The sequence below is a fragment of the Elioraea thermophila (ex Habib et al. 2022) genome (assembly GCF_003336755.1).
Taxonomy (GTDB): Bacteria; Pseudomonadota; Alphaproteobacteria; order Acetobacterales; family Acetobacteraceae; genus Elioraea; species Elioraea thermophila.
Genome location: NZ_QMDI01000006.1, coordinates 633,556 through 658,312 on the forward strand (window position 1 = coordinate 633,556; position 24,757 = coordinate 658,312).

20 protein-coding genes and 1 tRNA gene are annotated in these 24,757 nt (G+C 72.4%); 10 read left to right on the forward strand and 11 right to left on the reverse strand.

What is annotated here, in order from left to right; all coding sequences use genetic code 11:
* The first annotated feature begins 20 nt into the window (after window positions 1-20).
* From DWB05_RS12975 to ispG, 5 genes are all read left to right on the forward strand, one after another.
* Window positions 21-1,241: an aspartate kinase gene (locus DWB05_RS12975; RefSeq protein WP_114377592.1), complete on the forward strand. Its 1,221-nt coding sequence runs from the start codon at window positions 21-23 to the stop codon at window positions 1,239-1,241.
* Window positions 1,241-2,287 (forward strand): NAD(P)H-dependent flavin oxidoreductase, encoded by a 1,047-nt coding sequence (locus DWB05_RS12980; RefSeq protein WP_114377593.1) that lies wholly within the window; start codon window positions 1,241-1,243, stop codon window positions 2,285-2,287. Before DWB05_RS12975 ends, DWB05_RS12980 begins: the two co-directional genes overlap by 1 nt.
* A 13-nt stretch (window positions 2,288-2,300) precedes the next feature.
* Window positions 2,301-4,562: a putative PEP-binding protein gene (locus DWB05_RS12985; protein ID WP_232818538.1), complete on the forward strand. Its 2,262-nt coding sequence runs from the start codon at window positions 2,301-2,303 to the stop codon at window positions 4,560-4,562.
* A gap of 190 nt (window positions 4,563-4,752) precedes the next feature.
* Window positions 4,753-5,727 carry a helix-turn-helix domain-containing protein gene (locus tag DWB05_RS12990; protein ID WP_198669165.1) on the forward strand — a complete coding sequence of 325 codons (975 nt, stop codon included), beginning with the start codon at window positions 4,753-4,755 and terminating at the stop codon, window positions 5,725-5,727.
* A gap of 84 nt (window positions 5,728-5,811) precedes the next feature.
* Window positions 5,812-6,966 carry a flavodoxin-dependent (E)-4-hydroxy-3-methylbut-2-enyl-diphosphate synthase gene (gene ispG / locus DWB05_RS12995; RefSeq protein ID WP_114377595.1) on the forward strand — a complete coding sequence of 385 codons (1,155 nt, stop codon included), beginning with the start codon at window positions 5,812-5,814 and terminating at the stop codon, window positions 6,964-6,966.
* A 9-nt stretch (window positions 6,967-6,975) separates the two neighbouring features.
* Here the strand turns inward: ispG and DWB05_RS13000 are convergent, their stop codons facing one another.
* From DWB05_RS13000 to DWB05_RS14730, 6 genes are all read right to left on the reverse strand, one after another.
* Window positions 6,976-7,647, reverse strand: a complete 672-nt coding sequence (locus DWB05_RS13000) for a transglycosylase SLT domain-containing protein (RefSeq protein WP_114377596.1) — start codon at window positions 7,645-7,647, stop codon at window positions 6,976-6,978.
* A gap of 261 nt (window positions 7,648-7,908) precedes the next feature.
* A complete protein-coding gene (locus DWB05_RS13005; protein ID WP_157967205.1) occupies window positions 7,909-9,597 on the reverse strand; it encodes a PEP-CTERM sorting domain-containing protein in 1,689 nt (562 codons plus the stop codon).
* A 161-nt stretch (window positions 9,598-9,758) separates the two neighbouring features.
* Window positions 9,759-10,334, reverse strand: a complete 576-nt coding sequence (locus DWB05_RS13010) for a hypothetical protein (protein ID WP_114377598.1) — start codon at window positions 10,332-10,334, stop codon at window positions 9,759-9,761.
* Complete coding sequence (locus DWB05_RS14725) at window positions 10,331-10,654, reverse strand: hypothetical protein (protein WP_157967206.1); 324 nt, start codon at window positions 10,652-10,654, stop codon at window positions 10,331-10,333. Before DWB05_RS14725 ends, DWB05_RS13010 begins: the two co-directional genes overlap by 4 nt.
* Window positions 10,638-11,669, reverse strand: coding sequence for a radical SAM protein (locus DWB05_RS13020; protein WP_114377599.1), 1,032 nt, complete (start codon window positions 11,667-11,669; stop codon window positions 10,638-10,640). The genes DWB05_RS14725 and DWB05_RS13020 overlap by 17 nt, the downstream gene beginning before the upstream one ends.
* The gene (locus DWB05_RS14730; protein ID WP_198669166.1) at window positions 11,666-13,705 is read right to left on the reverse strand and encodes a S8 family serine peptidase; all 2,040 of its coding nucleotides are present in this window, start codon (window positions 13,703-13,705) and stop codon (window positions 11,666-11,668) included. Before DWB05_RS14730 ends, DWB05_RS13020 begins: the two co-directional genes overlap by 4 nt.
* Before the next feature lie 109 nt (window positions 13,706-13,814).
* On the opposite strand from DWB05_RS14730, the gene DWB05_RS13030 reads away from it, so the two are divergent.
* Window positions 13,815-16,886 (forward strand): ATP-binding protein, encoded by a 3,072-nt coding sequence (locus DWB05_RS13030; protein WP_198669167.1) that lies wholly within the window; start codon window positions 13,815-13,817, stop codon window positions 16,884-16,886.
* 7 nt (window positions 16,887-16,893) lie between these two features.
* On the opposite strand, the gene DWB05_RS13035 is transcribed toward DWB05_RS13030, so the two are convergent.
* Together DWB05_RS13035 and DWB05_RS13040 are read right to left on the reverse strand one after the other, a co-directional pair.
* Complete coding sequence (locus DWB05_RS13035) at window positions 16,894-17,697, reverse strand: undecaprenyl-diphosphate phosphatase (protein ID WP_114377601.1); 804 nt, start codon at window positions 17,695-17,697, stop codon at window positions 16,894-16,896.
* Between the two features lie 12 nt (window positions 17,698-17,709).
* Complete coding sequence (locus DWB05_RS13040) at window positions 17,710-18,270, reverse strand: histidine phosphatase family protein (RefSeq protein ID WP_114377602.1); 561 nt, start codon at window positions 18,268-18,270, stop codon at window positions 17,710-17,712.
* A gap of 137 nt (window positions 18,271-18,407) precedes the next feature.
* Here DWB05_RS13040 and DWB05_RS13045 point away from each other — a divergent pair, with 137 nt between their 5' ends.
* Genes DWB05_RS13045 through DWB05_RS13055 form a run of 3 tightly spaced genes read left to right on the forward strand, consistent with a single transcriptional unit; the run spans window position 18,408 to window position 21,057 of the window.
* On the forward strand, window positions 18,408-18,953 hold the full coding sequence (locus DWB05_RS13045) for a TRAP transporter small permease subunit (RefSeq protein WP_114377603.1): 546 nt from the start codon (window positions 18,408-18,410) through the stop codon (window positions 18,951-18,953).
* 3 nt (window positions 18,954-18,956) lie between these two features.
* Window positions 18,957-20,348, forward strand: coding sequence for a TRAP transporter large permease (locus DWB05_RS13050; RefSeq protein ID WP_114377604.1), 1,392 nt, complete (start codon window positions 18,957-18,959; stop codon window positions 20,346-20,348).
* 10 nt (window positions 20,349-20,358) lie between these two features.
* Window positions 20,359-21,057, forward strand: coding sequence for a ribonuclease activity regulator RraA (locus DWB05_RS13055; protein ID WP_114377605.1), 699 nt, complete (start codon window positions 20,359-20,361; stop codon window positions 21,055-21,057).
* Window positions 21,058-21,178: 121 nt separating this feature from the next.
* Here DWB05_RS13055 and DWB05_RS13060 read toward each other — a convergent pair whose 3' ends face one another.
* Window positions 21,179-23,131, reverse strand: a complete 1,953-nt coding sequence (locus tag DWB05_RS13060; protein ID WP_114377606.1) for an acetoacetate--CoA ligase — start codon at window positions 23,129-23,131, stop codon at window positions 21,179-21,181.
* A gap of 112 nt (window positions 23,132-23,243) precedes the next feature.
* On the opposite strand from DWB05_RS13060, the gene DWB05_RS13065 reads away from it, so the two are divergent.
* A tRNA-Ala gene (locus DWB05_RS13065) sits at window positions 23,244-23,319 on the forward strand.
* Window positions 23,320-23,459: 140 nt separating this feature from the next.
* On the opposite strand, the gene cydX is transcribed toward DWB05_RS13065, so the two are convergent.
* Together cydX and cydB are read right to left on the reverse strand one after the other, a co-directional pair.
* A complete protein-coding gene (cydX, locus tag DWB05_RS13070) occupies window positions 23,460-23,579 on the reverse strand; it encodes a cytochrome bd-I oxidase subunit CydX (RefSeq protein WP_114377607.1) in 120 nt (39 codons plus the stop codon).
* Window positions 23,580-23,599: 20 nt separating this feature from the next.
* On the reverse strand, window positions 23,600-24,754 hold the full coding sequence (gene cydB, locus DWB05_RS13075) for a cytochrome d ubiquinol oxidase subunit II (RefSeq protein ID WP_114377608.1): 1,155 nt from the start codon (window positions 24,752-24,754) through the stop codon (window positions 23,600-23,602).
* Window positions 24,755-24,757: the final 3 nt, after the last annotated feature.

Consider the following 24,757-nt stretch of genomic DNA (forward strand, 5'->3'; position numbering starts at 1 on the left):
CCCGCCGGACGCCAGCATCCATGGCCCGCCTCGTGATGAAATTCGGCGGCACCTCCGTCGCCGATCTCGACCGCATCCGCGCCGTCGCCCGGCGCGTCAAGCGCGAGGTGCTGGCCGGGCACGAGGTGGCGGTCGTCGTCTCCGCCATGGCCGGGGTGACGAACCAGCTGGTCAAGTGGTGCCAGGAGCTCTCGCCGCTGCACGATGCGCGCGAATACGACACCGTGGTCGCGACCGGCGAGCAGGTGACGACGGGTCTCACCGCCATCGCCCTGCAGGCGGAAGGGGTGGATGCGCGCTCCTGGCAGGGCTGGCAGATCCCGATCCGCACCGACGACGCGCACGGCAAGGCGCGGATCGAGGCGATCGAGGCGGGCGAGTTGCGCCGGCGCATGAAACTCGGCCAGGTACCGGTGGTGGCGGGCTTCCAGGGAATCGGCCCCGACCAGAGGATCACCACGCTCGGGCGCGGCGGCTCGGACCTCTCGGCGGTCGCTCTCGCCGCCGCCCTCGAGGCCGATCGCTGCGACATCTTCACCGATGTCGACGGGGTCTACACCACCGACCCGCGCATCGTGCCCCGCGCGCGCAAGCTCGAGCGCATCTCCTACGAGGAGATGCTGGAGCTCGCCTCCGTCGGCGCCAAGGTGTTGCAGACGCGCTCGGTCGAGCTCGCGATGAAGCGGAGGGTGCGCGTCCAAGTGCTATCCTCGTTCGAGGACGTGCCCGGAACCCTCGTGGTCGATGAGGACGAGATCGTGGAAAAGGAACTGGTGAGCGGGGTCGCCTACTCGCGCGACGAGGCGAAACTCACGCTGCGCCGCGTGCCCGACCGGCCCGGCATCGCGGCCTCCGTGTTCGGGCCGCTGGCAGCGGCCAACATCAACGTCGACATGATCGTGCAGAACGTCTCCGCCGACGGGCTGACCGATCTCACCTTCACCGTGGGGCGGGCCGATCTCGCCCGTGCGCGGGCGGTGCTCGATTCGAACCGCGAGCGCATCGGCTTCGAGGACCTGGTGGTCGATCCGGGCGTGGCCAAGGTCTCGGTCGTCGGCATCGGCATGCGCAGCCATGCCGGGGTGGCCAACACGATGTTCAAGACGCTGGCGGAACGGGGCATCAACATCGAGGTCATCTCCACCTCGGAGATCAAGATCAGCGTGCTGATCCGCGAGGAGGCGACGGAGCTCGCCGTACGCGCGCTGCACTCGGCCTACGGGCTGGATCGGGCGCCGTGATGACGCGGGAAGAGGCCGAAGCCCACCTCGCCGAACTCTGGCGCCGCGGCACCGAGTTCCTCGGCTGCCGCTACGCCATTCTCGGCGGCGCGATGAGCTGGGTGAGCGAGCGCAACCTCGTCTCCGCCATCTCCAATGCGGGCGGCTTCGGCGTCATCGCCTGCGGTTCGATGTCGCCCGCCCTGCTCGATGCCGAGATCGCGGCGACGAAGGAACGCACGACGAAGCCGTTCGGCGTCAACCTGATCACCATGCACCCCGAGCTCGAGGCGCTGATCGACGTCTGCCTCGGCCACCGTGTGGGCCACATCGTGCTCGCGGGCGGCATTCCGCCCACGGGCGCCATCCGCCGCATCAAGGACGCCGGTGCCAGGGTGATCTGCTTCGCCCCCGCACTCGCGCTCGCGCGCAAGCTGGTCCGCTCCGGGGCGGACGCGCTCGTCATCGAGGGCTCGGAGGCGGGCGGACACATCGGGCCCGTCAGCCTCACCGTGCTTGCGCAGGAAATCCTGCCGCATCTGCGCGAAGTCCCCGTCTTCGTCGCGGGGGGGCTCGGCCGCGGCGAGGCGATCCTGTCCTACCTCGAGATGGGTGCCGCCGGGGCGCAGCTCGGCACCCGGTTCGTCTGCGCCACCGAATCGATCGCCCATCCGCGCTTCAAGGAGGCCTTCATCCGTGCGGCCGCCCGCGACGCCGTGCCCTCCGTCCAGCTCGACCCGGCCTTTCCCGTCATCCCCGTGCGGGCTCTCGCCAACGAGGGCACGCGCCGCTTCCTCGAGCACCAGGCGGAGGTGATCCGCCGCTTCCGCGCCGGCGAACTCTCCAAGGACGAAGCCCAGCTCGCGATCGAGCACTTCTGGGCCGGGGCGCTCAGGCGCGCCGTGATCGAGGGCGACGTCGAGACGGGCTCGGTCATGGCGGGGCAGAGTGTGGGCCTGGTCACGCGCGAACAGCCGACCGCCGAGATCATCGCCGAACTCGTCGAGCAGGCGATCGCCGCCCTCATGCGACGCGAGACCGCTGCGGTGGCGGCGGCGGCGGACTAGGAGGGAGACCGAGGTGAGCGGGCGGGAGGCACCCCCCCTCTCCCGCTCGATGCTCGCGCGTCTGCGCGCGCTGATGAGCGCGGATACCGCGCTCGCCGCCCGTCTCGCCGGCGTGGTGCGCCTCGTCGCCGGCGAACTCGTCGCCGAGGTCGCGTCAATCTACGTCGCGCGGCCGGGCGAGATTCTGGAACTCGCCGCCACCGAAGGCCTGCGGGCGGAGGCGGTGGGCCGCACGCGGCTTCGCTTCGGCGAGGGCATCGTCGGCACCGCGGCCGCCGAAGCCCGCATCCTCAACCTCCCCGATGCGCAGCTCCATCCGGCCTTCGCCTACCGTCCCGAGACAGGCGAGGAACGCTTCGCCTCCATGCTCGCGGTGCCGATCCTGCGCGGCACCGAGGTGCTCGGCGTCATTGCGGTGCAGAACCGACTGCCCCGCCGCTACGGCGACGACGAGGTGGAGGCGGTGGAGACGGTGGCGATGCTGCTCGCCGAGGTGCTGCACGGCGCCCGGCGGGCCGACGAGGAGGTGGGACGCAGCCTTGCCGCCACCCTCTCCCGCCATTACGAGGGGGTGGGGCTGACGCCGGGCCTCGCGCTCGGGCCCGTGCATCGGCACGGGCGTGCGACCCACGCCGCTCCCGTCCTGGCCGACGATCCGGTGGCGGAGCGAACGCGTCTTGCCGCGGCGGTGGCGGCGATGCGGTCGGAACTCGATGCGCTGATCGCCGCCCCCGGCTTTCCTTCGGCGGACGAGCCGGCCGCCGTGCTGGACGCCTACCGCATGATCGCCGCCGACACCGGCTGGGTCGCGCGCATCGAGGAGGCGATCGCGGGCGGGCTCACCGCGGAAGCCGCGGTGGAGCGCGTGCTGGCCGAGCTGCGCGCGCGCTTCCGCGGCCTCGCCGACCCGCTCCTGCGCGAGCGGGTCGCCGACATCGAGGATCTCGTGGGTCGCCTCCTCGACGCCTTGGCGGGCCCCACCGACCGACCCGCCCCGCCGCCGGGCTTCGTGCTGATCGCCCGCCGCATCGGCCCCGCCGAGCTGCTCGACTACCGTCGGCACGGCGTGGCGGGGCTGGTGATCGAGGAGGCCTCGCCCACCGCGCACGCCACCATCATCGCGCGCGCCTTGGGGATCCCACTGCTTGCCGGCTGCCGCGGCGTGTGGGAGGCGGCGCAGCCCGGCGAAGCGGCCTTCGTCGATGCCGATCGCGGCCGCTTGGTGCTCCGCCCCGACGCCGAACTCGTCTCCGCCTTCCATGCCGCGTGCGCGGCGCGCGCCGCTCGGGTGGCGGAGATGGCGGGGCTGCGCGCGCTGCCGCCCGTCACGCGTGACGGCGTTCGCCTCTCCGTGATGCTGAACGTGGGCTTGCTTGCCGATCTTGCCGATCTCGACGCCTCCGGGGCGGACGGCATCGGCCTCTTCCGCTCCGAGATCGAATGGCTCGCCCGCGGCGGCCTGCCCGATCTCCCGACCGAGGAGGCGATCTATCGCGAGGTGCTGGCGGCGGCGGGCGAGCGGCCGGTGTTGTTCCGCACGCTCGATCTCGGCGGCGACAAGCTGATGCCCGGTTTCGGCCACGATGAGGAGGAGAACCCCGCCCTCGGCTGGCGGTCGATCCGGATCGGGCTCGATCGCCCCGCGCTCCTGCGCCGCCAGCTCCGTGCCCTGCTGGCTGCGGCCGCCGGGCGGACGCTCGCCGTGCTGTTTCCGATGATCACCACGGTCGAGGAGTTCCGTGCCGCCCGCGAGTTGCTGGCGGCCGAGGAGAAGGCGGCCGCGGCACGTGGCGCCCCTCCGACCCGGGTGTTGGCCGGGGCGATGCTGGAGGTGCCGGCGCTGGCCTGGCAGCTCCCTGCCCTGCTCGAGGAGGTCGATTTCCTCTCCATCGGCTCGAACGACCTCACGCAGTTCCTGTTCGCCGCCGACCGCGGCAATCGCCGGGTGGGCGCGCGCTATGACTTCCTCTCGGCACCCGTCCTCGATCTGCTGGAGGAGGTCGCGCGCGCGGCCGATGCGGCCGGGGTACCGCTGAGCCTCTGCGGCGAGGCGGCCGGCCGACCGCTCGAGGCGCTGGCCGTGTTCGGGGTCGGCATCCGCACGGTCTCCGTCTCCGCCGCCGCCGTGCCGGCGGTGAAGGCGATGGTGCGCAGCCTCGACCTCGGCGCCTTCCGCGAGGTGCTGGCAGGGCTCAGGCGCTCCGCCCGCGGCGGGGCGAGCCTGCGCGCCGACATCGCGGCCTATGCGCGCGATCGTGGCATCGTCATCGACTGAGCCCGCTCCCCATTTGCATGCAGGGCAGCATTCCTCGCTCTTGCCTCTGGCACCGGGCAAGGAAGGCGCGCTAGAAGCCGCGCGTGGCGGGTGCTGCCGCCACTACCGACGGAACGCACCGAGGGTCGAGCGGGTGCATCAGAGCGGGCAGACGATACTCGCGGCCGAGGACGCGGCGCGCACGCCGGGCATGGCGAGCTCCTCCGGCGGGCTCCTACGTGCCACGCGGCTGCGCCACGGTCTTTCCATCGCCGACGTGGCGGCGGCGTTGCGCATCCGCAAGGAGTATCTCGAGGCGATCGAGTCCGGGCACACCGAACGCCTGCCAGCGCCGGCGTATACGTTGGGCTACGTCCGCTCCTACGCCGCCGCGCTGGGCCTGGATCAGGACGAGATCGCGCGCCGCTTCCGCTCCGAGACCGGCATGGGCCAGGCGCGCAAGCCCGATCTCACCTTCCCCGCGCCGGTGCCGGAGCGCGGCGTGCCCGCCGGGGCGCTCGTTCTCGTCGGTCTTGTTCTCGCCGCGGGGCTCTATGCCGGTTGGTACTGGCTCGCGGAGCCCGGTCAGAAACTGGCAGGGGTCATCCCTCCCGCACCCGAACGCAGCGTGCGGGTGGAGAGCGCTCCGCCGCCCCTGCCACCAGCGCCACCCCCCGCCGCACCGGCGCCCGCCGCCCCCGCGACGGTCGCTGCGCAGACCCCTTCTCTCACCCCGCCCCCCGTGCTGCTGCCGGCGGAAGGCCCTTGGCCGACGGGACCGGCGGTGACCGCGCTGCCGGCGCGCCGGCCGGATCCTTCCGCCGCCAACGCCGCCCCGGTCGCCGTCCCACCGGCCGATCCGCCGGCCGCCGACCCGCCCGCCACCTACGGCGCGAATGGCGTGGAGGCCGGCAAGGTGCTATTGCGCGCCCGCGCCGACACCTGGGTGCAGGTGCGCGAGCGCGGCTCCGGCACCGTGCTGTTCAACCGCGTGCTTCGTCCCGGCGAGACCTACCGTGCCCCCGACCGCCCGGGTCTCCTGCTGACCACCGGCAACGCCGGCGGGCTCGAGATCCTGGTCGGCGGCGACCCCCTCCCCGCCCTGGGCGGCAACGGCGTGGTGCGGCGGGATCTACCGCTCGAGCCCGAGGCCTTGCGCCAGGCGGTGGCCGCGCTGCCGCGCTGAACCCAGCCGGCGGGAAGGGCGCTCGCACGACTGGCGGAGGGGCGGGCGCGTCGCCATAGTGGAGGGCGCGCCGAGGAGCACGCCATGGCCTACCGCCCCTACCAACAGATCCACCGCCGCAAGAGCCGTCAGATCAGGGTCGGCAAGGTCGCCGTGGGCGGTGATGCGCCGATCAGCGTGCAGACCATGACCAACACGCCGACCACGGATGTGGCGGCGACCATCGCGCAGATCCGACGCTGCGAGATCGCCGGCGCCGACATCGTCCGCGTTTCCGTCCCCGACGAGGAGAGCGCGGCCGCACTGGCGAAGATCGTGCCCGAGGTCGGGGTGCCGATCGTCGCCGACATCCACTTCCACTACCGCCGCGCCATCGAGGCCGCCGAGGCCGGGGCGGCCTGCCTGCGCATCAACCCGGGCAACATCGGCTCCAAGGAGCGCATCCGCGAGGTTGTGCAGGCGGCGCGCGACCACGGCTGTTCGATCCGCATCGGCGTCAACGCCGGCTCGCTCGAGAAGCACCTGCTCGAGAAGTACGGCGAGCCCTGCCCGGAGGCGATGGTGGAGAGCGCGCTCTGGCACGCTGCCCATCTGCAGGAGCTCGACTTCCACGAGTTCAAGATCTCGGTGAAAGCCTCCGACGTCTTCCTCGCGGTGGCCGCCTATCAGCAGCTCGCCGAGGCCTGCGACCACCCCCTGCACATCGGCATCACCGAAGCCGGCGGGCGGCGCACCGGCACGGTGAAGAGCGCGATCGGCTTGGGCTCGCTGCTCTGGGCCGGCATCGGCGACACGATCCGGGTCTCGCTGTCCGACGAGCCGGAGGAGGAGGTGCGCGTCGGCTGGGAGATCCTGAAGGCGCTCCATTTGCGCCATCGCGGAGTGAAGATCGTCTCCTGCCCCTCCTGCGCCCGTCAGGGCTTCGATGTCATCCGCACCGTGGAGGCGCTGGAGAAGCGGCTCGAGCACATCGAGGTGCCGATCACCCTCTCCATCATCGGCTGCGTGGTGAACGGGCCGGGCGAGGCTTTGCTCACCGACATCGGCCTGACGGGGGGCGGGGCCGGCCGGCACATGATTTATCTCGCCGGCAAGACCGACCACACGGTCGACACCGAGCGGATGATCGACCACATCGTCGAGCTCGTGGAGGCGCGAGCGGCGGCGATCCGCGCCGCCGAGGCGGCCCGAAAGGCCGACACCACGGCGGAGCCCGCCGTGCCGCAGGCGGCCGAATAGCCCCTCCGCTCAGCGCGCTGGGGCCTCGGCCAGGTCGGTCCGGCTCCAGCCGGCGATCTCGAGCAGCGTGCGGGCCTTCGCCGTCACCACGCGCATCGGGCCCGGGGCGCAGCGAAGCGGCAGGGCGGAGAGGGACGCGGGCGCCACTTCGGCCAACGCGGCGCGCACCCGGCAGGCATAGGCGAGGCCGGTGGCCGAGCCGGGTGCGGCACCGTTGTAGAGGGCGAGGGCGGCGGCGAAGGAGCCGGCGCGGCGACGGGCATCGGCGAGCAGGGCGGCGGCGAACAGGGCGGAGGCATGGGCGTCGAACACCCACGCCCGCGCCTCGCGCCCGTGCGCCTTCAGGTTCACCTGGAAGCACCCGGCCGAGAGGCTGCGCGCACCCCGCGCCAGCGTCTCCGCCTCACGCTGTGCTTCGCCCGCATCGCCCGGAAACCGCGACGCGCGCTCCGTGCCCAGCGCATAAGGGTGAAGCGCGCTCTCGACGATGGCGACGGCCACCAGGAGCCCCTCGGGCAGGCCGTAGACCGCCTCCGCCATGCGCGCCGCGTCGAGACAGCGGGCGGCGAGTTCGCCGCGCGCGCTGCGTTCGTTGCGTTCGCCGATCGTGTTCGCCGCCGCGGCAAATCCGACCGAGACGAACATGACGGCCACAGCGGCACTGCGCAGGACCCTGCTCATGGCCCTGCCGTAGCCGCTCGACCGAGGCCTGAAAAGCTCGAAACGAGACCTCAAGTCGGCCGGATTTCGAGTTTCGCGTCATGGTTGTCGGATGTGGCAGGATTGTGGCGGACTTGTAGAGACTTTCCAGACCATGCAGAAGGACTTTAGATAGACTTATCTCGATTGAAATCGTATCCCGAGGCCAAGGCAAACCGCAGAAACGACATCGGCCGGGAGGTGGTTCCTCCCGGCCGAAGCCTTGCGCTAGGGTTTGGGTAGCTATGCTGTTGTCGCAGGCCTTCCCCGTGCCGCGACGAGGGCGAGAAGGCCGACGGCGATGAGGGCCAGGGTGCCGGGCTCCGGCACCGGCTCGGCACCAGGCGCGGGGAGGTGCGCCACCACGGGCTCCATGACGAAGCGGAAGCCCGCCTGCTCGCCCGTGGTGTCGAGGAACGAGACCACGGTGACGAAGGCCAGAGGATCACGCGGATCCACACCCGCCTCGGGATCGATGCCCCCGATGCGGAACGAACGCACCCAGAGGTTCCGCTCGGCATCGAAGGGGAAGTCGTACGGCATGCCCGCGACCAGCTCTTCCAGGAACTCCCGCCCGTCGAAGCTGAAGGCGAGCGTGAACTTTCCATCCGCGAGCGCGAGGTCGGCGAGGCTTCCGGGCACCATCACCCAGCCGAAGGCGGCCTCGCCGTCGATCGCGTAGTCGTAGGCGATGGCGACCTCGGGGTCGAAGGCCCAGCCGGGCGGGCGATCGCCGGGGACTGTGACGGGCGCCGGAATGAGCCAGATGTCGGGCTCGAGGTCCCACACCCACCCGATCGGCAAGCCCGGTTCGGGCTGCGGAACCACGGGCAGGAGGGGCTCGTCGATGGTGCCGATTCCGCCGCCGACACCGCCGATCGGCGGCATGCCACCGCCACCGGGAGGGCTGCCACCACCGCCACCGGGAGGGCCACCGCCACCCCCGCCAGCGAAGATGGGCATCAGCACGCCGAGCTCCGTGCGGTCGAGATAGGTGATCGCGGCGAGGATCTCGGCCTCGTTGTTGATGCCGAGCGGCGAGATGCCGGCAACAGGGGGGCCTATGAGCAGCGGGCGGAGGTCGGCGAAGGTGTTCACCCCCGCCGGGTCGAACAAGGCGCCCCCGCCCATTCCCTCGTAGACGACGAGGCCCTGGTCGTTGAACCCGACGGCGCGGCCGCCGAGCCCGGGCAGCGCCTCCTCGGTCAGATCGCCGCGGCTGACGACGGGGTCGCCGTCGCTCCGGTTGACCAGGAGGTCGAAGCGCCGAGGGGCGAGCGTGCTCTCCCTGATCCCGCCGGCCTCGAAACTCCCTGCCGCATCGGCGACGAACCATCCGCCGAGGAACTCCGCACCCTCCCAGATCGGGCTCAGCACCTCGGTGCGGCCGGACGCGCCGGTCACCGTCAGCACCGCCCTGCCTTGATCGTCGAGCCCCGCCATGGTCAGGTTGGCCACCGCCTCGTCGAACCGCGCCGCCGTTCGCGTGGGCAGGTTGCGGAACTCGACGGTGCCGGTGGTCGAGTCCGGTGCCGAGGGGGTGAAGAACACCGCTTGGCCGCCGATCTGGTCGACGCCGGCGACCACGCCCTGATTGTTGATCACCGCCCGCTCGACGTAGATCTCACGCCCCGCCGGCAGGTTCGTCGCCGTGAGGCTGCCGACGAAGCTCGTCGTGCGGGTTGCCCGATCGAGGCGGTAGAGGTCGAAGCGCTGGTCGTCGGTCGCCGGGATGTAGCGGTTGAGCAGGATATCGCCGCGGCTGTTGAAGGCGGCGGAGAGGATGAGAAACGGCGGATCGACCCCGGGTGCGGTCGCGGGCAGCGTCTCCACCGGCACCGCCCGGTAGCCTAGGATGGGGCTCGCCGTCGCCGTCCCGCCGGCGAGAAGCATGGCCGCGACCAGCGCGGCCGAGCGCAATGATCGTCGCATGGGTCTCCCCTTCCCTTCGGTCTGCCGGCCTCCTCCTCCCCCCCGGGAACCCGGCAGCGCATGCGATCGCGCTGAGGGCGCAGGGAGAGAGTCAACACCTTTTTGATGACGTTTCGTTCTTTTTTCGTATCATTCTGCCGCTGCAGTTGAACGCCCTCGCCTCACAGCGGCAGGGACGGGTCGATGATGGTCACCTGCGGCTCGCCCTCCATCATCAGCCGCATGGCGTGGATGGTGGCGGCGACCGCCCGTTCCCAGTCGTCCGTGAGGAACTCGGGCTTGACGGTGAGGATGCGCTCGAGCCGACGGCGCCCCTCGCCCCAGGCCCCCCAGAGCGACTGCAGCGTGCGGCCGGGTGGAGCGAAGACGGAAGTGCGGGCGAGCACCGTGCCGTGGTAGTTCACCTTGCGCCGCGCCGGCACCGCGCCGCCTTCGGCGGAGGCGATCGGGTTGCCCGCCTCGTCCGTCATCGGCACCTCGGGGTTCGCTCCATCGTCGCGGATCGCCGCGATGTGCGCCTCCTCCCAGGCCTCGATGTCGGCCCTCGTCACCTCCCCCCGCGCGCGCCAGGTCCAAACGACGACGAGGTAGCCCGCCCGCGCCATGTCGGCCTTCGGCGGGATCGAGCCCGCCGTGCGCACCGAAAGGCGGACGGGCGCGACGGAGGGATCAGGAAGCCGGCCTTCGGCAGCCAGCCAGGCCCTGAGGTAGAGGCGCTGGCGGGAGAGATCGGTCACGGTGTGGGTCCTCCGTCGTCGTCGATGCGGTGCACGATGCCGTGCGCGAGGAGATCGGCGAGCCCGCGGGCGAGCACGTCGCGCGCCCGGTTCGCCCCGGCGAGCCCGCGCACGAGCTCGGCGAACCCCTCCTCGATCGCGGCGAGCGGCGCGCCGTCGCAGAGCGCGAGGATGGCCCAGGACGTGGCGTTCAGTTCGAGGAAGGCGGGGCGGGCGGGGGTGTAGGCGTAGGCCACGCCCCACTCCGGCACCGCCCGCAGCACCACGCCCGGCGCGAGGGCGAGGCGATCCCCGGGCGCGAGGTCAACCGGGCAGGACACGGAGATCCACCCCCTGGTTCATCACTTCGCAGTACGGGTCGGGCGCGTCCCAGCGGCGATGGAACGCGAACGCCGTCGCCCGACACCCGCCGGCGGTGAGCTCCCTTGCTGCACAGTCCGCACAGTGCACCGGAACGTTCCCCTCGCGCAACCGCACGTACAGGGGATGGGCCCAGCTCTCCTCCCACGTCACCCGCGCGAGATCGCCGTAGTCGACGAACTCGCGCAGGTAGGGGCAGCCGATGGCGTGGCCCCCAGGGTCGATCGCCGCGTTCTGCCAGCAGCAATTGGCGTCGTTCGGATGCCAGGAGTGCATCAGGCGAAGCCCCGCGGGCATGGCGGCGATCAGCGAGTCGAGCGCGGCGCGCTGATCGGTGAGCGACAGCGCGAGCGAGGCCCACTCCCGCTTCGCCCGCCCGAGCGGATAAAGACGCAGCACGCCGAGCTCGTCAGCGCCCAGGGCCAGCGCGAGGTCGCCCATGCGCGCGAGGGCGGGCGCGTTCGGCGCGCAGAGGATGGTGAGGATGGAGACCGGGATGTGGGCCGCGCGCAGGGCGGCGATGCCGGCAAGCGCGCGGTCGAAGGCGCCGGGCACGCCCGCCAGCGCGTCGTGGGTCGCGGCATCGGGGCCGAACAGGTCGACATAGGCCCTCCCGAGCCCGAGCCGCGCGAGCCGCCGCGCCGCGGCGCGATCGATGCTCACGGCATGGGTGCGCAAGGCGGTGAACATCCGCCGCGCGGCATGCGCCAGGATCAGCTCGGCATCCGGCCTCGCCAGCGGCTCGCCGCCTTCGACGAACACGTTGATCACGCCCGCCTCCGCGAGCTCGTCCAGAAGCCGGAGCCAGGTCGCGGCATCGAGCTCGCCGCGGCCCTGCCGTTCCGCGCAGTCGGCGTAGCAGGGGCGGCAGTCGAGCGGGCATCGCGCAGTGAGGCAGAGGGTGAACTTCAGCGGCCGGGCGAGCCAGGGCCGCCCGCCCGCGGACGGATCCCGCTGCGGTGGCTCGCCGCTCACAGCCGCCGCGCCGCGGCCACCGCCGCGAGGGGGTCGAGCACGCCTGCCCCCGCGCGCTCGGCGAGGACCGGGTCGAGGCCGAAGGGGTCGCGCACGGGGCGTCCGCGCGCGCCCTCGATCAGCGCGGCGCGGATCTCGGCCGCACTCAGTCGCCGCCCGCGCGCGGCGGCGTCCTGCATGATCAGTGCCGCCGCCCCCGCCACCTGCGGCGCGGCCTGGCTCGTGCCGTCCATCACCACCGCGTCGTTCGGAGCAAGGCCGCCCGCCGCGGCGGCCCGGACGCCGACCGCGCAGAGATGGGGCCGGTCGGCGTCCTGCCACGCCGCCCAGTCGATGGGATCGCTCCCCCATGGCCTCGGCCCGGCGCCGGAGTGCGGCCAGGGCGCGAAACCGCCGCCGCCGAGGGAGGCCCGGCGCGCCGCCCCCACGACGATCGTGTGCCGGCCGCAGCAGAGCGAGCCGAGGGTGGAACGCGCCCAGGCGGCGCGCCGGGCGGCGGGTGGCGCGGCGAGCCGCGCCTGGCCCGCCTGCTCGCGCTCGACCCAGGCGTGCACAGTGGCGGGCGGCCCGCCCTGGTGGCTGAGCACGATCCGCCACGTGCCGGCGAGCCGGAGCGCGGCGTCCCAGGCGTCGTCGAGGGCGGGGTCGAGGCGGAGGCCGAGGCAGGCCGGGCGACGGCCCGCGGGGTGGCGGGTGTGCGACCACCAGCCGAAGGCGGAACCGTCCGGCGCGCGCAGCCAATCGGCACCTTCGCCGGGCCCCACCTCCCAGGGCCCGAACCCGGCCTCCGCCAGATGCGGCGGCGGGTGGAGGGTGAGCGCGATCGCCGCCGCCGGGTCGTGCCAGAGTTCGAGTTCGGAGAGGGTCTCGTCGTCGCGCGCGATGATCCAGCCGAACCCGTCCTCCCCGCCCGGGGCGAGGGGGATCGCGGCATGGGCGTCGGTCGCCCCCGCATTGCCGGCGCAGACCACGACCGCAATCATCGGCATGCCTGGGCCCTGCGCGTCCAGCGTCTCGATCAGCGAGTCGATCTCGGCCTCGACCATGGAGCGGCCGTCATGCGCCCCGGCATGGGTAGCGAGCGAAAGGTTGATCACCAGCCCCGGCCGCCGCTCCGCCACCGCACGGCAGACGAGCCAAGCGAGGGCGTCGCGCAGCCGCTCGTTGTCGGAGAGCGCGCGCGGCGGCGGCGGGGCGGCCGCACCCGGCGAGGCCGGTGAGGACTCGAGCCAGTCATGCGGAGCCACACCCAACTGGACGAGGTGCAGATCCGCCGCCGGCGCCACGCCGGACAACAGGCGGCGTGTGCCGAGCGCATCGACCACCGGAAAGGGCGAGCCGGCGGCGAGCGCGGCGACGTGCGTGCCGTGCAGCCCTGCGCGCAGCACGCTCGGGTCGTGATAGCCGGCTTGCGGGTCGTAGGGCGAGACGGCGCCGGCGAGCCACGTCTCGATCGCGGCTCGGTCGTAGACGGCGCCGTAATCGGCGTTGAACGGGCGCCCGGCGACGCAGTCATAAGGCTCGGGGCCGACACCACGGGCGTTCTGGTCCCACAGCGCCGCGATCCGCGACCCCCCATCCTCCCGCCGCAACGCGACATGGTCGAACCGGAAGCCGAAATCGACCACCCCGAGCGCGATGCCCCGCCCATCGAGCCCGGGCACGGTCTCCGGAAACCAGGCGTCGGGCGGCAGGACGGGCGGCGGCAGGATGGTGGTTTCGCGCGGCGGCGCCACCGGCCGGGGGGCGCGCAGCGCGCGCAGCTCGGCACCCGCCTCCGCAAGAAGGCGCGTCAGGTCTTGCGCCGCCTCGCCCGCCTCGAGGTCGAGTTCGGCCGAGAGGCGCGCGCCGCGCGGCCGCGCGCCGAGGGCCGGGATGCGCTTGCCGGACAGGGTGGGGTCGGCGACCTCGGCGACCCAGCGCAAACGGCCCCGCCCGCGACGGCGAAGTGCTGCGTGCACCACGTGCGGGTCGAGCCGTGCGCCGTCGCGCCCCGCACGCGCCGCCAGGCGAAGCACGTCCTGCTTGCTCTCCACCCTCTTCCCTCTGGTCCGACCAAACCGCCTCGGGCAGCATGGCCGCGTCGATCCATCATCATGCAGAGGGGGAGGTCGACCGTCGCGTGACGCGGATCACACCGGCGCCATGACCGCGCCCGGCCCCCCGTCCGCTCTGACCGCCGGCACCGCGTGGTTGCCGCAGGACGAGGCCGAGCGGCGCCAAGTCACGGTCGCCTTCATCGACATGGTCGGCTCCTCGCGGCTGACCGCGCTTCTGGGCGCGGAGGAGATGAGCGAGCTCATCGTCGCCTACCGCCGCGCGGCCGGGGCGGCGATCGAGGCGCATGGCGGCTACATCGCGCGCATGCTGGGCGACGGCATCCTCGCCTACTGGGGCTTTCCGCGCGCCCGCGAGGACGACGCGGCGCGGGCGCTCTCGGGCTGCCTCGCGGTGCTCGAGGCGATGGAGGCGGTCAACGCCGCCGGGCTCGCGGGCGGGCACCGGGTTTCGGTGCGCATCGGGCTCGACACCGGCATCGTCGTCGTCGGTCGGCTCGGCGTGGCCGACCCGCGCGGCGAGGCGGACATCGTCGGCGATGCGCCCAATCTCGCCGCTCACCTGCAGAAGGCGGCCGAACCGGACAGCATCGTCACCACCGAGGCGGTGCGCGCGCTCGCCGGCGCGCGCTTCGCCTTCGAACCGGCAGGCGAGACGGAAAACCCGGCCCTCGGCCGCCGGATTCCCCTCTTCCGCGTGCTCGGACCCGTCGCCGGGGTGGGGCGGACGCGGCCCCTGCGCACCGATCGCCTGTACGGGCGGGAAGAGGAGCAGGCCCGCCTCGATCGCGCCTGGCGCGAGGCCTGCGCGGGGCGCGGAGGGGCGATCGCGCTGATCGGCGAGGCGGGCATCGGCAAGTCCGCCCTGCTCGGCCATTTGAGGCGCACGGTGGTGGCGATGGGGGGGCTGTGGAACGTCGCCTTCTGCCAGCCGGAGAGCGCGGCAAGCCCGTTGTTGCCGGTGCGCGATCTCGCCCGCTCGCTCATCGGCCCGCACGACGCATCGCACCTCGAAGCGATGGCCGCCGGCGGGCGGGAGGAGGGCGAGGGGCTTCGGCTCCTGGGGCATCTCCTCACTGCGGGGCGAACGGGAGCGGACGCCGAGCCGATCGGCGCCGCCGAACGGTTGCGTCGCCTCGCCGGCGCGCTGCGCGCCCTGGTTCGCGCCGCCGCGCAGGGCCGCCCCGTCGCCCTCGTCGTCGAGGACGCGCACTGGGCCGACGATGCTTCCCGCGCCGTGCTCTCGACTTTCGCCGAGGGGTTGCGCGGGCTTCCCGTGCTGCTCGCCCTCTCCGCGCGGGAGGAGGGGTTCGCACCGCCGCCGGCGATCGGGACCGACGGCGCGATCCGGCTCGCCCCCCTCTCCGGGCCGGCGATGGCGGGGCTGATCGCCGCCCTCGATCCGGAGGGGGTCCTCGACCCTGCGGCGCGCGCGCTCATCGCGGAACGGGCCGAGGGCAACCCGCTGTTCGCCGAAGAGCTGGTGCAGCTCGCGCGCGAGGCGCAGGCCGGAGGGCGTGCGGCAGAGATCCTCTCGCGCGCCTCGTCGCTGAACGACTCCCTGCTCGCCCGTCTCGACGCGCTCGGCGAGGCGCGCCCGGTGGCGCAAGTGGCGGCGGTGATCGGGCGCGAATTCGACCTCCCCCTCCTCGCCCGCGTGCTGGAGGTGGAGCCGGGCGCGGTGGCGGCCGCGGTGGGGCAACTCATGGCGGCGGGGCTGGTGCACGAGGCAGGAGGCGAGGGCTTCGCCTTCCGCCACGCCCTGGTGCGGGATGCCGCTTACGCCTCCATGCTGCGCGCACGGCGGCGCACCGTGCATGCGCGCATCGCCGGCATCCTGCTCGCCGAGTTCGGCCCCCTCGTCGCTGAGCGGCCGGAACTGCCCGCCCAGCACCTGGAGGCGGCGGGCGAGACCGACGAGGCGATCGCCTGGTGGACGAAGGCCGGCGAGCGCGCCGCCCAGGCCTCGGCGCATGCCGACGCGCTCCGCCTGTTTCGCCACGCCGAAACGCTGCTCCGCCGCCTTCCCGGCGGGGAACGCTTCCGCCGCCGCGCCGACCTCCTGATCCGCATCGGCGCCCAGGTGCTGGCGGTGAAGGGCAACGCGGCGGACGACCTCGAGGCCGCCTACGCGGAAGCGGTGTCGATCCTGGAGGCGCTCGGCGAGCACGAGAGCGAGGCGATGTTCTCCGCGCTGTGGGGCCTCGACACCTATGCCATGGTGAAGGGCGACATCCCCCGTGCGCTCGCGCTCGGCGAGCGGATGCGGGCGATCGCGCGCGACGAGGATCGGCTCCTGCAGGTGCATCGCCTGCTCGGCCTCGCCAACCTGCTCCGCGGCAACCATGCCCAGGCCGAAGCCGAGTACGGGGCTGTGCTCGCCCGCTACGACGCGGCCCGCCACGAGCGCCATCGCTTCGTCTACGGCTCCGACCCGGCTGCCGTGGTGCGTGCCCATCTCGGCTGGGGGAGGATGATCGCCGGCCGCTTCGCCGCCGCGGAGGAGAGTGCGATCGAGGCGGAGGCGCAGGCGCGGCGGCTCGCCCACCCCCACACGCTCGCCCATGTGCTGGCGGTCGACTCGCTGCGCCGGCTGATCGCGCGCGACGCGGCCGGTGCGGCGGCGCGGGCGGAGGAGGTTCTGCGCCTCGCCGCCCGGCACGGCTTCCCGTACTGGACGGCCTGGTGCGGGGTGATTGCCGCCGCCGCCCGGCCCGCCTCGCCGGCCGAACGAGCCCACGCCATCGAGGAGGCGATCGGCGCCTACCGGGCCACGGGCGCGCAGCAGCTCGTGCCCTACGGCCTCGCCTTGGCCGCCGAGGCCCGCCTCGCCGAGGGCCGCCCCCATGCGGCGCTGGCCCTGCTCGCCGAGGCCGCGCGGCTTTCCGCCGCCACCGGCGTTGCGCTCTACTCGGAAGAGATCGCCCGCCTCGCCTGCCTCGCCCGCCGTGCCGCCGGCCTGCCGGCCGAGGAACCCCTGGAGGCGATCGCGGAGCGGGCGGCAGCCCGCGGGGCGGGGCTGTGGGCCCTGCGCGCGCTCGTCGACGCCGCCGCCCCGCCCGCGCGGCTCGCCGCCCTGCTCGCCGCCTTCGGCCTGGACGGGACGGACCCGGGCTGGCCCGACCTCGCCGCCGCCCGCCGCGCCCTCTCCGCCGCCTGAGGCCCCCTCAGCGCGATGCCAGCACCGCCAGCATCACCGCCCCCACCGCGATCCGATACCAGCCGAAGGGCGCGAAGCCGATCCGCCCGATCACCGCCAGCACGGCCTTCACCACCCCGAGCGCGACGACGAAGGCGGAGACGAAGCCGATCGCGATCAGCCCCCCGCCCTGCCAATCCAGCGCCGACCATTCCTTGTACAGGGCGAACACCGTCGCCGCCGTCATGGTCGGGATGGCGAGCACGAAGGAGAATTCCGCCGCCGCCGGCCGCGCCACGCCGAGCAGGAGGGCGCCGATGATGGTCGCCCCCGACCGCGAGGTGCCCGGGATCATGGCCAGCGCCTGGAAGAGGCCGATGGCGAAGGCCGTGCGGGGGGGGATCGCCTCCACCCGCAGCACGGATGCCTCCCCCCGGTAGCGCTCGATCAGGATGATCGCGACCCCGCCCAGGATCAGCGCCACCGAAACGACCCAGGGGTCGAACAGCAGGCGCGTGATCGGCCCGTAAAGCGTCGCCCCCAGCACCATGGCGGGCAAGAAGGCTAGGATGAGGTTGCGCACATAGGCCTGCGCCGCCCGATCGGTGAACAGCCCGACCGCGAGCCCCAGGAGCTTGCGCAGGTAGATCGCGATCACGGCGAGGATCGCCCCCATCTGGATCACGATCTCGAAGCTCCGCCCCGGCGGGCCCGCGAAGCCGAGCAGATCGACGAGCAGGATCAGGTGCCCCGTCGAGGAGACGGGAATGAACTCCGTCGCCCCCTCGACCACGCCAAGCAAGAGCGCCTGGAGCGCGCGCGTGAGGTCCATCGGGTCTCCGGTTCAGACGGGGGGAGGGTCGATGGTAGCGACGACTTCGCCCGCACGCTCTCCGGTGCGGACGACGACCGCCCCCCCTTGCGCCGGAACGAGGCGGGTGAGGGCGGTGATGTTGACCTGGTGGGTGACGAGGACGAGCGCGCCCCCGCGCCAGTCGCGCAGCAAGGACCGCAGCGCCGCGGTGCGCTCGGCCTCGCGCGCGCGGTCGGCGAAGAAACTGTCGAGGGCGGGGTGGTGCGCGACCGGGCCGAGGCCGAGCAGTTCGGCCGTCTCGCGGCAGCGGCACCAGGCGGAGGAGAGCACGGTGGCGCGCTCGAGCCCCATGGTCCGCAGCGCTTCGCCCCAGGCGCGTGCCTGCGCCCGGCCGCGCTCCGACAGGTTGCGCTGGGTGGCGCAGTCATCGAGCCGGAAGCCGGGCGGATCGCCGGTACCAGGAGCGAGCGCGTGGCGCATCAGAAGCGCCGCCCGGCCGGCGCGCAGGTCGCCGAGGAAGGGCGCCGCCCGCCCCCGGTCGGGAACGAGCGCAAGGAAGAGCGCGGCGGCGAGAAGGGCGCGGCGTCGCATCGCATCCTCCGCCTGCCACGGCCGCCGGCGCGCCGCAACCGCCCGAGGTTGCCATCGCGAGCCCCCGCCCCTAGGGTCCGCGCCACCGTCAGGGCCCGTGCGAGGTCGCGACGGGGGAGAACACGTCCGCGACACCGATGCCGCTCTTGATCCTCTTCATCCGGGCGATCGACGGGTTGAGTTCGCTCGTCGGGCGTCTGCTCGCCGTCGCGCTCCTGGTCGCGGCCGCGGTCTGCTTCGCCAACGTCGTGCTGCGCTACGGCTTCGGCGTCGCCTACGTGTGGATGCAGGACCTCTACGTCTGGCTGAACGCCGCCGGCTTCACGCTGGGCGCGGCCTTCGCACTGAAGGCCGACGCGCATGTGCGGGTCGACGTGGTCTACCGGCCGGCCTCGGCGCGGCGCAAGGCGTGGGTGGAGATCATCGGGACGTTCGTCTTCCTGCTGCCGATGCTGGCGGTGATCGCGGACTGGGCTTGGCCGGCGGTGCGCCTCTCCTGGCTGTTCGGCGAGGGGAGTCAGAACGTGGGCGGGTTGCCTGCGCTTTACCTGCTGAAGAGCTGCGTGCTCGGCTTCTGCCTGGGGCTTGCCCTGCAGGGCCTCGCCCAGGCGGCGAAGGCGGCGCTGCTGCTCGCCGGGCGGCCCGAGTTCGCGCCCCACCTCAAGGGCGCGGGGCACGCCTGAGCGATGGATCCGGTCGTTCTCGGCGAGATCCTCGCCGTCCTGTTGTTCGTCGTCTCCATCGGCACGCTGATGGCGGGCTATCCGGTCGCCTTCACGCTGGGCGGCACCTCCGTCATCTTCGCCGGGGTCGGTTGGCTGGTTGGCGCCTTCAACCCGAGTTTCTTCGCCACCCTCGCACCCCGCTACTTCGGCATCATGCAGTCCGAGGTGCTGGTGGCGGTGCCGCTCTTCATCCTGATGGGAACGATCCTGGAGCGCACCAACATCGCCGTCGCGCTCCTCACCACCATGGGCCAGTGCTTCGGGCCGTTGCGCGGGGGGCTCGCGGTCGCGGTGGTCGTCGTCGGCGGGCTGCTCGCCGCCTCGACCGGGGTGGTGGGGGCGACGGTGGTGACGATGGGGCTGATCAGCCTGCCCGCGATGCTGCGGGCCGGCTATGACCCGCGCCTCGCCTCGGGCACCATCTGTGCCGCCGGCACGCTCGGCCAGATCATTCCGCCTTCGACCATCCTCATCTTCGTCGCCGACTTCCTGCAGGGGGCGAACGCGGAGGCGCAGATGCGCAAGGGCAATTTCGCGCCCGATCCCGTTTCGGTCTCCGACCTGTTCGCGGGCGCGCTGATCCCCGGGCTCATGCTCGTCGGCCTCTACATCCTCTGGATCGTGGCGGTGGCGAATGTGCGGCCGACCGCCGCGCCCGCGCTGCGGATGACCGAGGCCGAGCGCGCGGGGCTGTGGGGGCGCATCCTCTCCTCCCTCATCCCCCCGCTCGTCCTCATCCTCGCCGTGCTCGGCTCCATCCTCGGCGGCATCGCGACCCCGACGGAGAGCGCCTCCGTGGGTGCGATGGGGGCGGTGCTGCTCGCCGCCGCCCGCGGCGAACTCACTTTCGGGCGGCTGATGGAGGCGGCGGAGAGCACGCTGAAGACCACGAGCATGGTCTTCGTCATCCTGTTCGGCGCCTCGCTGTTCTCGCTCGTCTTCCGCACGCTGGGTGGGGAACTCCTGATCGAGGAGACGCTGCACGCCCTGCCCGGCGGGCGTTTCGCCGCCATCCTCGCCGCGATGTCGACGATGTTCGTCTTGGGCTTCTTCCTCGACACCTTCGAGATCATCTTCATCGTCGTCCCGCTCACCGCGCCCGCCCTGCTCATGCTGGACGTCGACCCGCTCTGGCTCGGGGTGATGATCGGGGTGAACCTGCAGACATCCTTCCTCACACCGCCCTTCGGCTTCGCGCTGTTCTATTTGCGCGGGGTGGCGCCGCGGGAGGTGACGACGGGGGCGATCTATCGCGGCGCGCTCCCCTTCGTCGGGCTGCAGATCCTGGCGCTGGTGCTGCTGTGGGAATTCCCGAGCCTCGCCACCTGGCTGCCGCGCGTGCTGTTCAAGTGAGTGCGAACGAATGACGTTGACCGCCGAACTTCGCGCCACGCTCGCCGCCGTCACCACGGCGACGCTGACCACGGTGCTTCTGAAGAAGGGCTTGCGGAAAACCTGGATGCGCGGCCCCCGGCCGCTTGGGCCGCGGCAGGGGCGCGTGGTCGGTCCCGCCTTCACACTGCGCTTCATCCCTGCGCGCGAGGACCTGGCCACGCCGGAATCCTGGTCGTCGCCGCGGTCGACGCGGGCGGCGATCGAGGCGATGCCGGAGGGCGTGATCGCCGTTGCGGGTACGGAAGGAATCAGGGAGGCCGGCATTTTCGGCGACATCCTCTGTGCGCGCATGGCCAAACGCGGTGTGGCGGCTCTGGTCACCGAAGGGGCCGTGCGCGACGCGGCCGGCGTGCGGGCGACGGGGTTGCCGGTGTGGTGTGCAGCCGAGGCCGCCCCGCCCTCCGTCGCCGCCCTCACCTTCGTCGGCTGGGAGGAGCCCATCGGCTGCGGCGGGGTGGCGGTGTTCCCGGGCGACGTGGTGGTGGCGGACGACGACGGCGCGGTAGTGATCCCCAGCGCGCTGGTGGCGGAGGTCGCGCGCGAGGCCGAGGCGCAGGAGAGGCTCGAGGCCTGGATCATGCGCGAGGTGGAGCGCGGCGAGGCCTTGCCGGGGCTTTACCCGCCGGACGCGGCAACGCGCGCCCGTTACGAGCGGGAATCGAGCTAGGCAGGGGGGTCCGGGGGGACACGCGTGTCCCCCCGGAGAAGAGCGTAAAACTCCCACGGGGGGACCCGCGGGTCCCCCCGCTCCCCCCCTGCGGAGCACGCCGCTCCCGATGGTCGCGGCGTTACGTGGCGAGATCCGGAATGTTCCGGAACAGCTCCAACGCCTCCGGATTCGCCAAGGCCTCAACGTTCTTCACCGGGCGCCCATGCACCACGTCGCGCACCGCAAGCTCGGTGATCTTGCCCGACCGCGTGCGCGGAATGTCCGCCACCTGAACGATCTTCGCCGGCACGTGCCGCGGCGAGGCATTCTCGCGGATGACGCGACGGATGCGCTCGCGCAACGCCTCGTCGAGCGTGAGGCCTTCCTTCAGGCGCACGAACAGCACCACGCGGACGTCGTTGTCCCAGTCCTGGCCGATCACCAAGGCCTCCAGGATCTCCGGCAGACGCTCGACCTGGCGATAGATCTCCGCCGTGCCGATGCGCACGCCCCCGGGGTTGAGCACGGCGTCCGATCGGCCGGTGATGATCAGGCCCACCGTGCCATCCTCGTGCTCGACGAGCTCGCACCAATCCCCGTGGTGCCACACGCCCGGGAAACGCTCGAAATACGCCGCACGGTAGCGGGCACCGTCGGGGTCGTTCCAGAACATCACCGGCATCGAGGGGAAGGGCTTGGTACACACGAGCTCTCCCTTCCGCCCGCGCACCGGCTTCCCGGCTTCGTCGAACACCTCGACCGCGCAACCAAGCGCGCGCGTGGAAAGCTCGCCCCGCCGCACCGGGCCCGTCGGATCACCCAGCGCGAAGCACCCCACGATGTCCGTCCCCCCCGAGATGGAGAACAGCGCGAGGTCGGACTTGATCGCGCGATAGACGTAGTCGAACGATTCGGGGGCGAGCGGGCTTCCCGTGGAGAACATGGTGTGCAGCGCCGAGAGGTCGTGCGTCGCCCGCGGCTCCAGCCCCGCCTTGGCCAGCGAGTCGATGTATTTCGCCGAGGTGCCGAACATCGTCATCCGCTCGGCTTCCGCGAGGTCGAACAGCGCGGCTGGCGAAGGGTGGAACGGATTGCCGTCGAACTGGAGCAAGGTCGCGCCCGCCATCAGCCCCGAGACCTGCCAGTTCCACATCATCCACCCGAGCGTGGTGAAGTAGAACAGGCGATCGTCCGGCTTGAGGTCGCCGTGCAGCAGGTGCTCGCAGGCGTGCTTGAGCAGCACACCCACCGCGCCGTGCACGATGCACTTCGGCTTTCCGGTCGTGCCCGAGGAGTAGAGGATGTAGAGCGGATGGCTCCCCGGCAGGCGGGTGAACGCCAAGGGCGCGGCGCGGTCGACGAAGTCGTCCCACGCCACGGCGTTCGGCAGCGCGAGCGCCTCTTCATCGCCGATGAAGGGAACGATGACGACGCGGCGGACGGTGGGAAGGGAAACGAGGATCTCGCGCAGCTTGGCGGCCAGCCGAAACGTCTTGCCGCCGTAATGGTAGCCGTCGGCGGCGACGAGCACCACGGGCTCGATCTGGCCGAAACGGTCGAGCACGCCGGCCGGGCCGAAATCCGGGCTGCAGGAGGACCAGGTGCCGCCGGCGGCGTTGGTGCCGAGGAAGGCGGCGACCCCGTGCGGGATGTTGGGCAGGATCCCCGCCACGCGATCGCCGACGGCGAGGCCCAAGCCGCGCAGCCCGGCGGCGAAGCCCGCCGTCTCGACCCGCAGATCGTCGCGCGACCAGGCGATGCGCCGACCGTCCTCGCCGGTGAAGACGATCGCCTCGCGGGCGCCGGCATGTCGCAGGATGGTCTCGGCGTAGCAGAGGCGCGAGTCGGGGAAGAAGCGCGCCCCCGGCATTGCGGTCGGGTTTTCGAGCGCGCGCTCGCCCTTGTCGCCGATCAGCCCGGCGAAGTCCCACAGCGCGGTCCAGAACCCTGCCATGTCGTCGATCGACCAGCGCCACAGCGAGGGGGTGTCCGGCACATCGAGGCCGCGCACGGTGCGCAGCCAGGCGCGAAAGGCGGTGAGATTGGCCGCAGCGACCCGTTCGGGGCTCGGCCGCCAGAGGATCTCGCTCATCGAAGCACGTCCCTCCCTGATGCGGGCGGGATGATCGTGGCGCGCGGCAGGCCCCGCAAGCCGGGCCTTGCGAGCGGCGGCTGCCATGGGTAAGAAGCCCGTCCTGCCGGCTGGGGCCATAGCTCAGTTGGGAGAGCGCGTGAATGGCATTCACGAGGTCAGGGGTTCGACTCCCCTTGGCTCCACCACCCCGGCCTCCCCAAGCGTGATCGTGTGAGCAAGCGTCGGGGCGCCCTGCGCAGCGGCGACAGCGAAAGGCCGCCGACCTGAGGGAATCGGCGGCCTCGCGATCACGCAGGCGTCGGGGCAGGCGCACCTCCCCGCGCGGTCAGCGCCGTGTGGCCGCCTCCCGCGCGCGATCATCCTCCATCATCTCGAACCACATCGCGTTCAGCACGGCGAAGGCCGCCGCCAGCGGCATGCCGAGGATCCAGGCGAAGTACCACATCGGTCGTTCTCCCCCTCCGCTCAGTAGTAGTGGCCCGCCTCGCGGCGAACCTCGGCTTCCGTCACCTTGCCCCACAGCACGCGGTACACCCAGGCGGTGTAGGCGAGCACAATGGGGAGGAAGATCACCGTCACCACCAGCATGATGAACAGCGTCTGGTGCGAGGACGAGCTGTCCCACACCGTGAGGCTCGAGCGCGGGTCGATCGAGGAGGGCAGGATGAAGGGGAACATCGCGATGCCCACGCTCGAGATGACGCCGAAGATGGAGAGCCCCGAGACGATGATCGGCAGGCCCTCGAGCCGGAGCCGCAGCGTGGCCCAGGCGAGCAGGGCGCCGATCAGCCCAGTGGCGGGCGCCACCAGGAGCCAGGGCCGGGCGGCGTAGTTGTCGAACCAAGCCCCCGCGACGACCTCGACCTCCTTCAGCAGCGGATTGGAGGGGCCGTCCGTCACCACCTCTGAGACGATGCGGTAGCCCTCGACGAAGGCCCACAGCAGCACACCGCCCAGGGCGTAGAGCACGAAGGTGACGAGGGCGGCCTGGCCGCCAATGCGACGCCCGCGCTCCGCCACCACGCCGTCCGCCTTCAGAGCGAGCCAAGCACCGCCGTGCATGGCGAGCATGGCGACGGAGAGGAGCCCGCACATCAGCGCGAACGGGTTGAGCAGGCCGAAGAACGACCCCTCGTAGAACGAGCGCAGATCCTCATCGAGCCGGAACGGCACGCCCTGCAGCACGTTGCCGACGGCGACCCCGAAGATCAGCGCCGGGACGAAGCCGCCGATGAAGAGCGCCCAGTCCCACCGCTCGCGCCAGGCCGGCTCGTCACGCTTGCTGCGGTACTTGAACGCGACCGGGCGCAGGATGAGTGCTGCCAGCACGACGAACATCGCGAGGTAGAAGCCCGAGAAGGACACGGCGTAGAGCGGCGGCCACGCGGCGAAGATCGCGCCCCCGCCGAGGATGAACCACACCTGGTTGCCTTCCCACACCGGGCCCACAGTGTTGATCGCGACCCGTCGCTCGACGTCCGTCCGGCCGACGAAGGGCAGCAGCATGCCCACCCCCATGTCGAACCCGTCCGTCGCGGCGAAACCGATCAGCAGCACGCCGAGCAGCACCCACCAGATGAGGCGCAGGGTCTCGTAGTCGATCAGCGTGTAGAGCGTCATGGC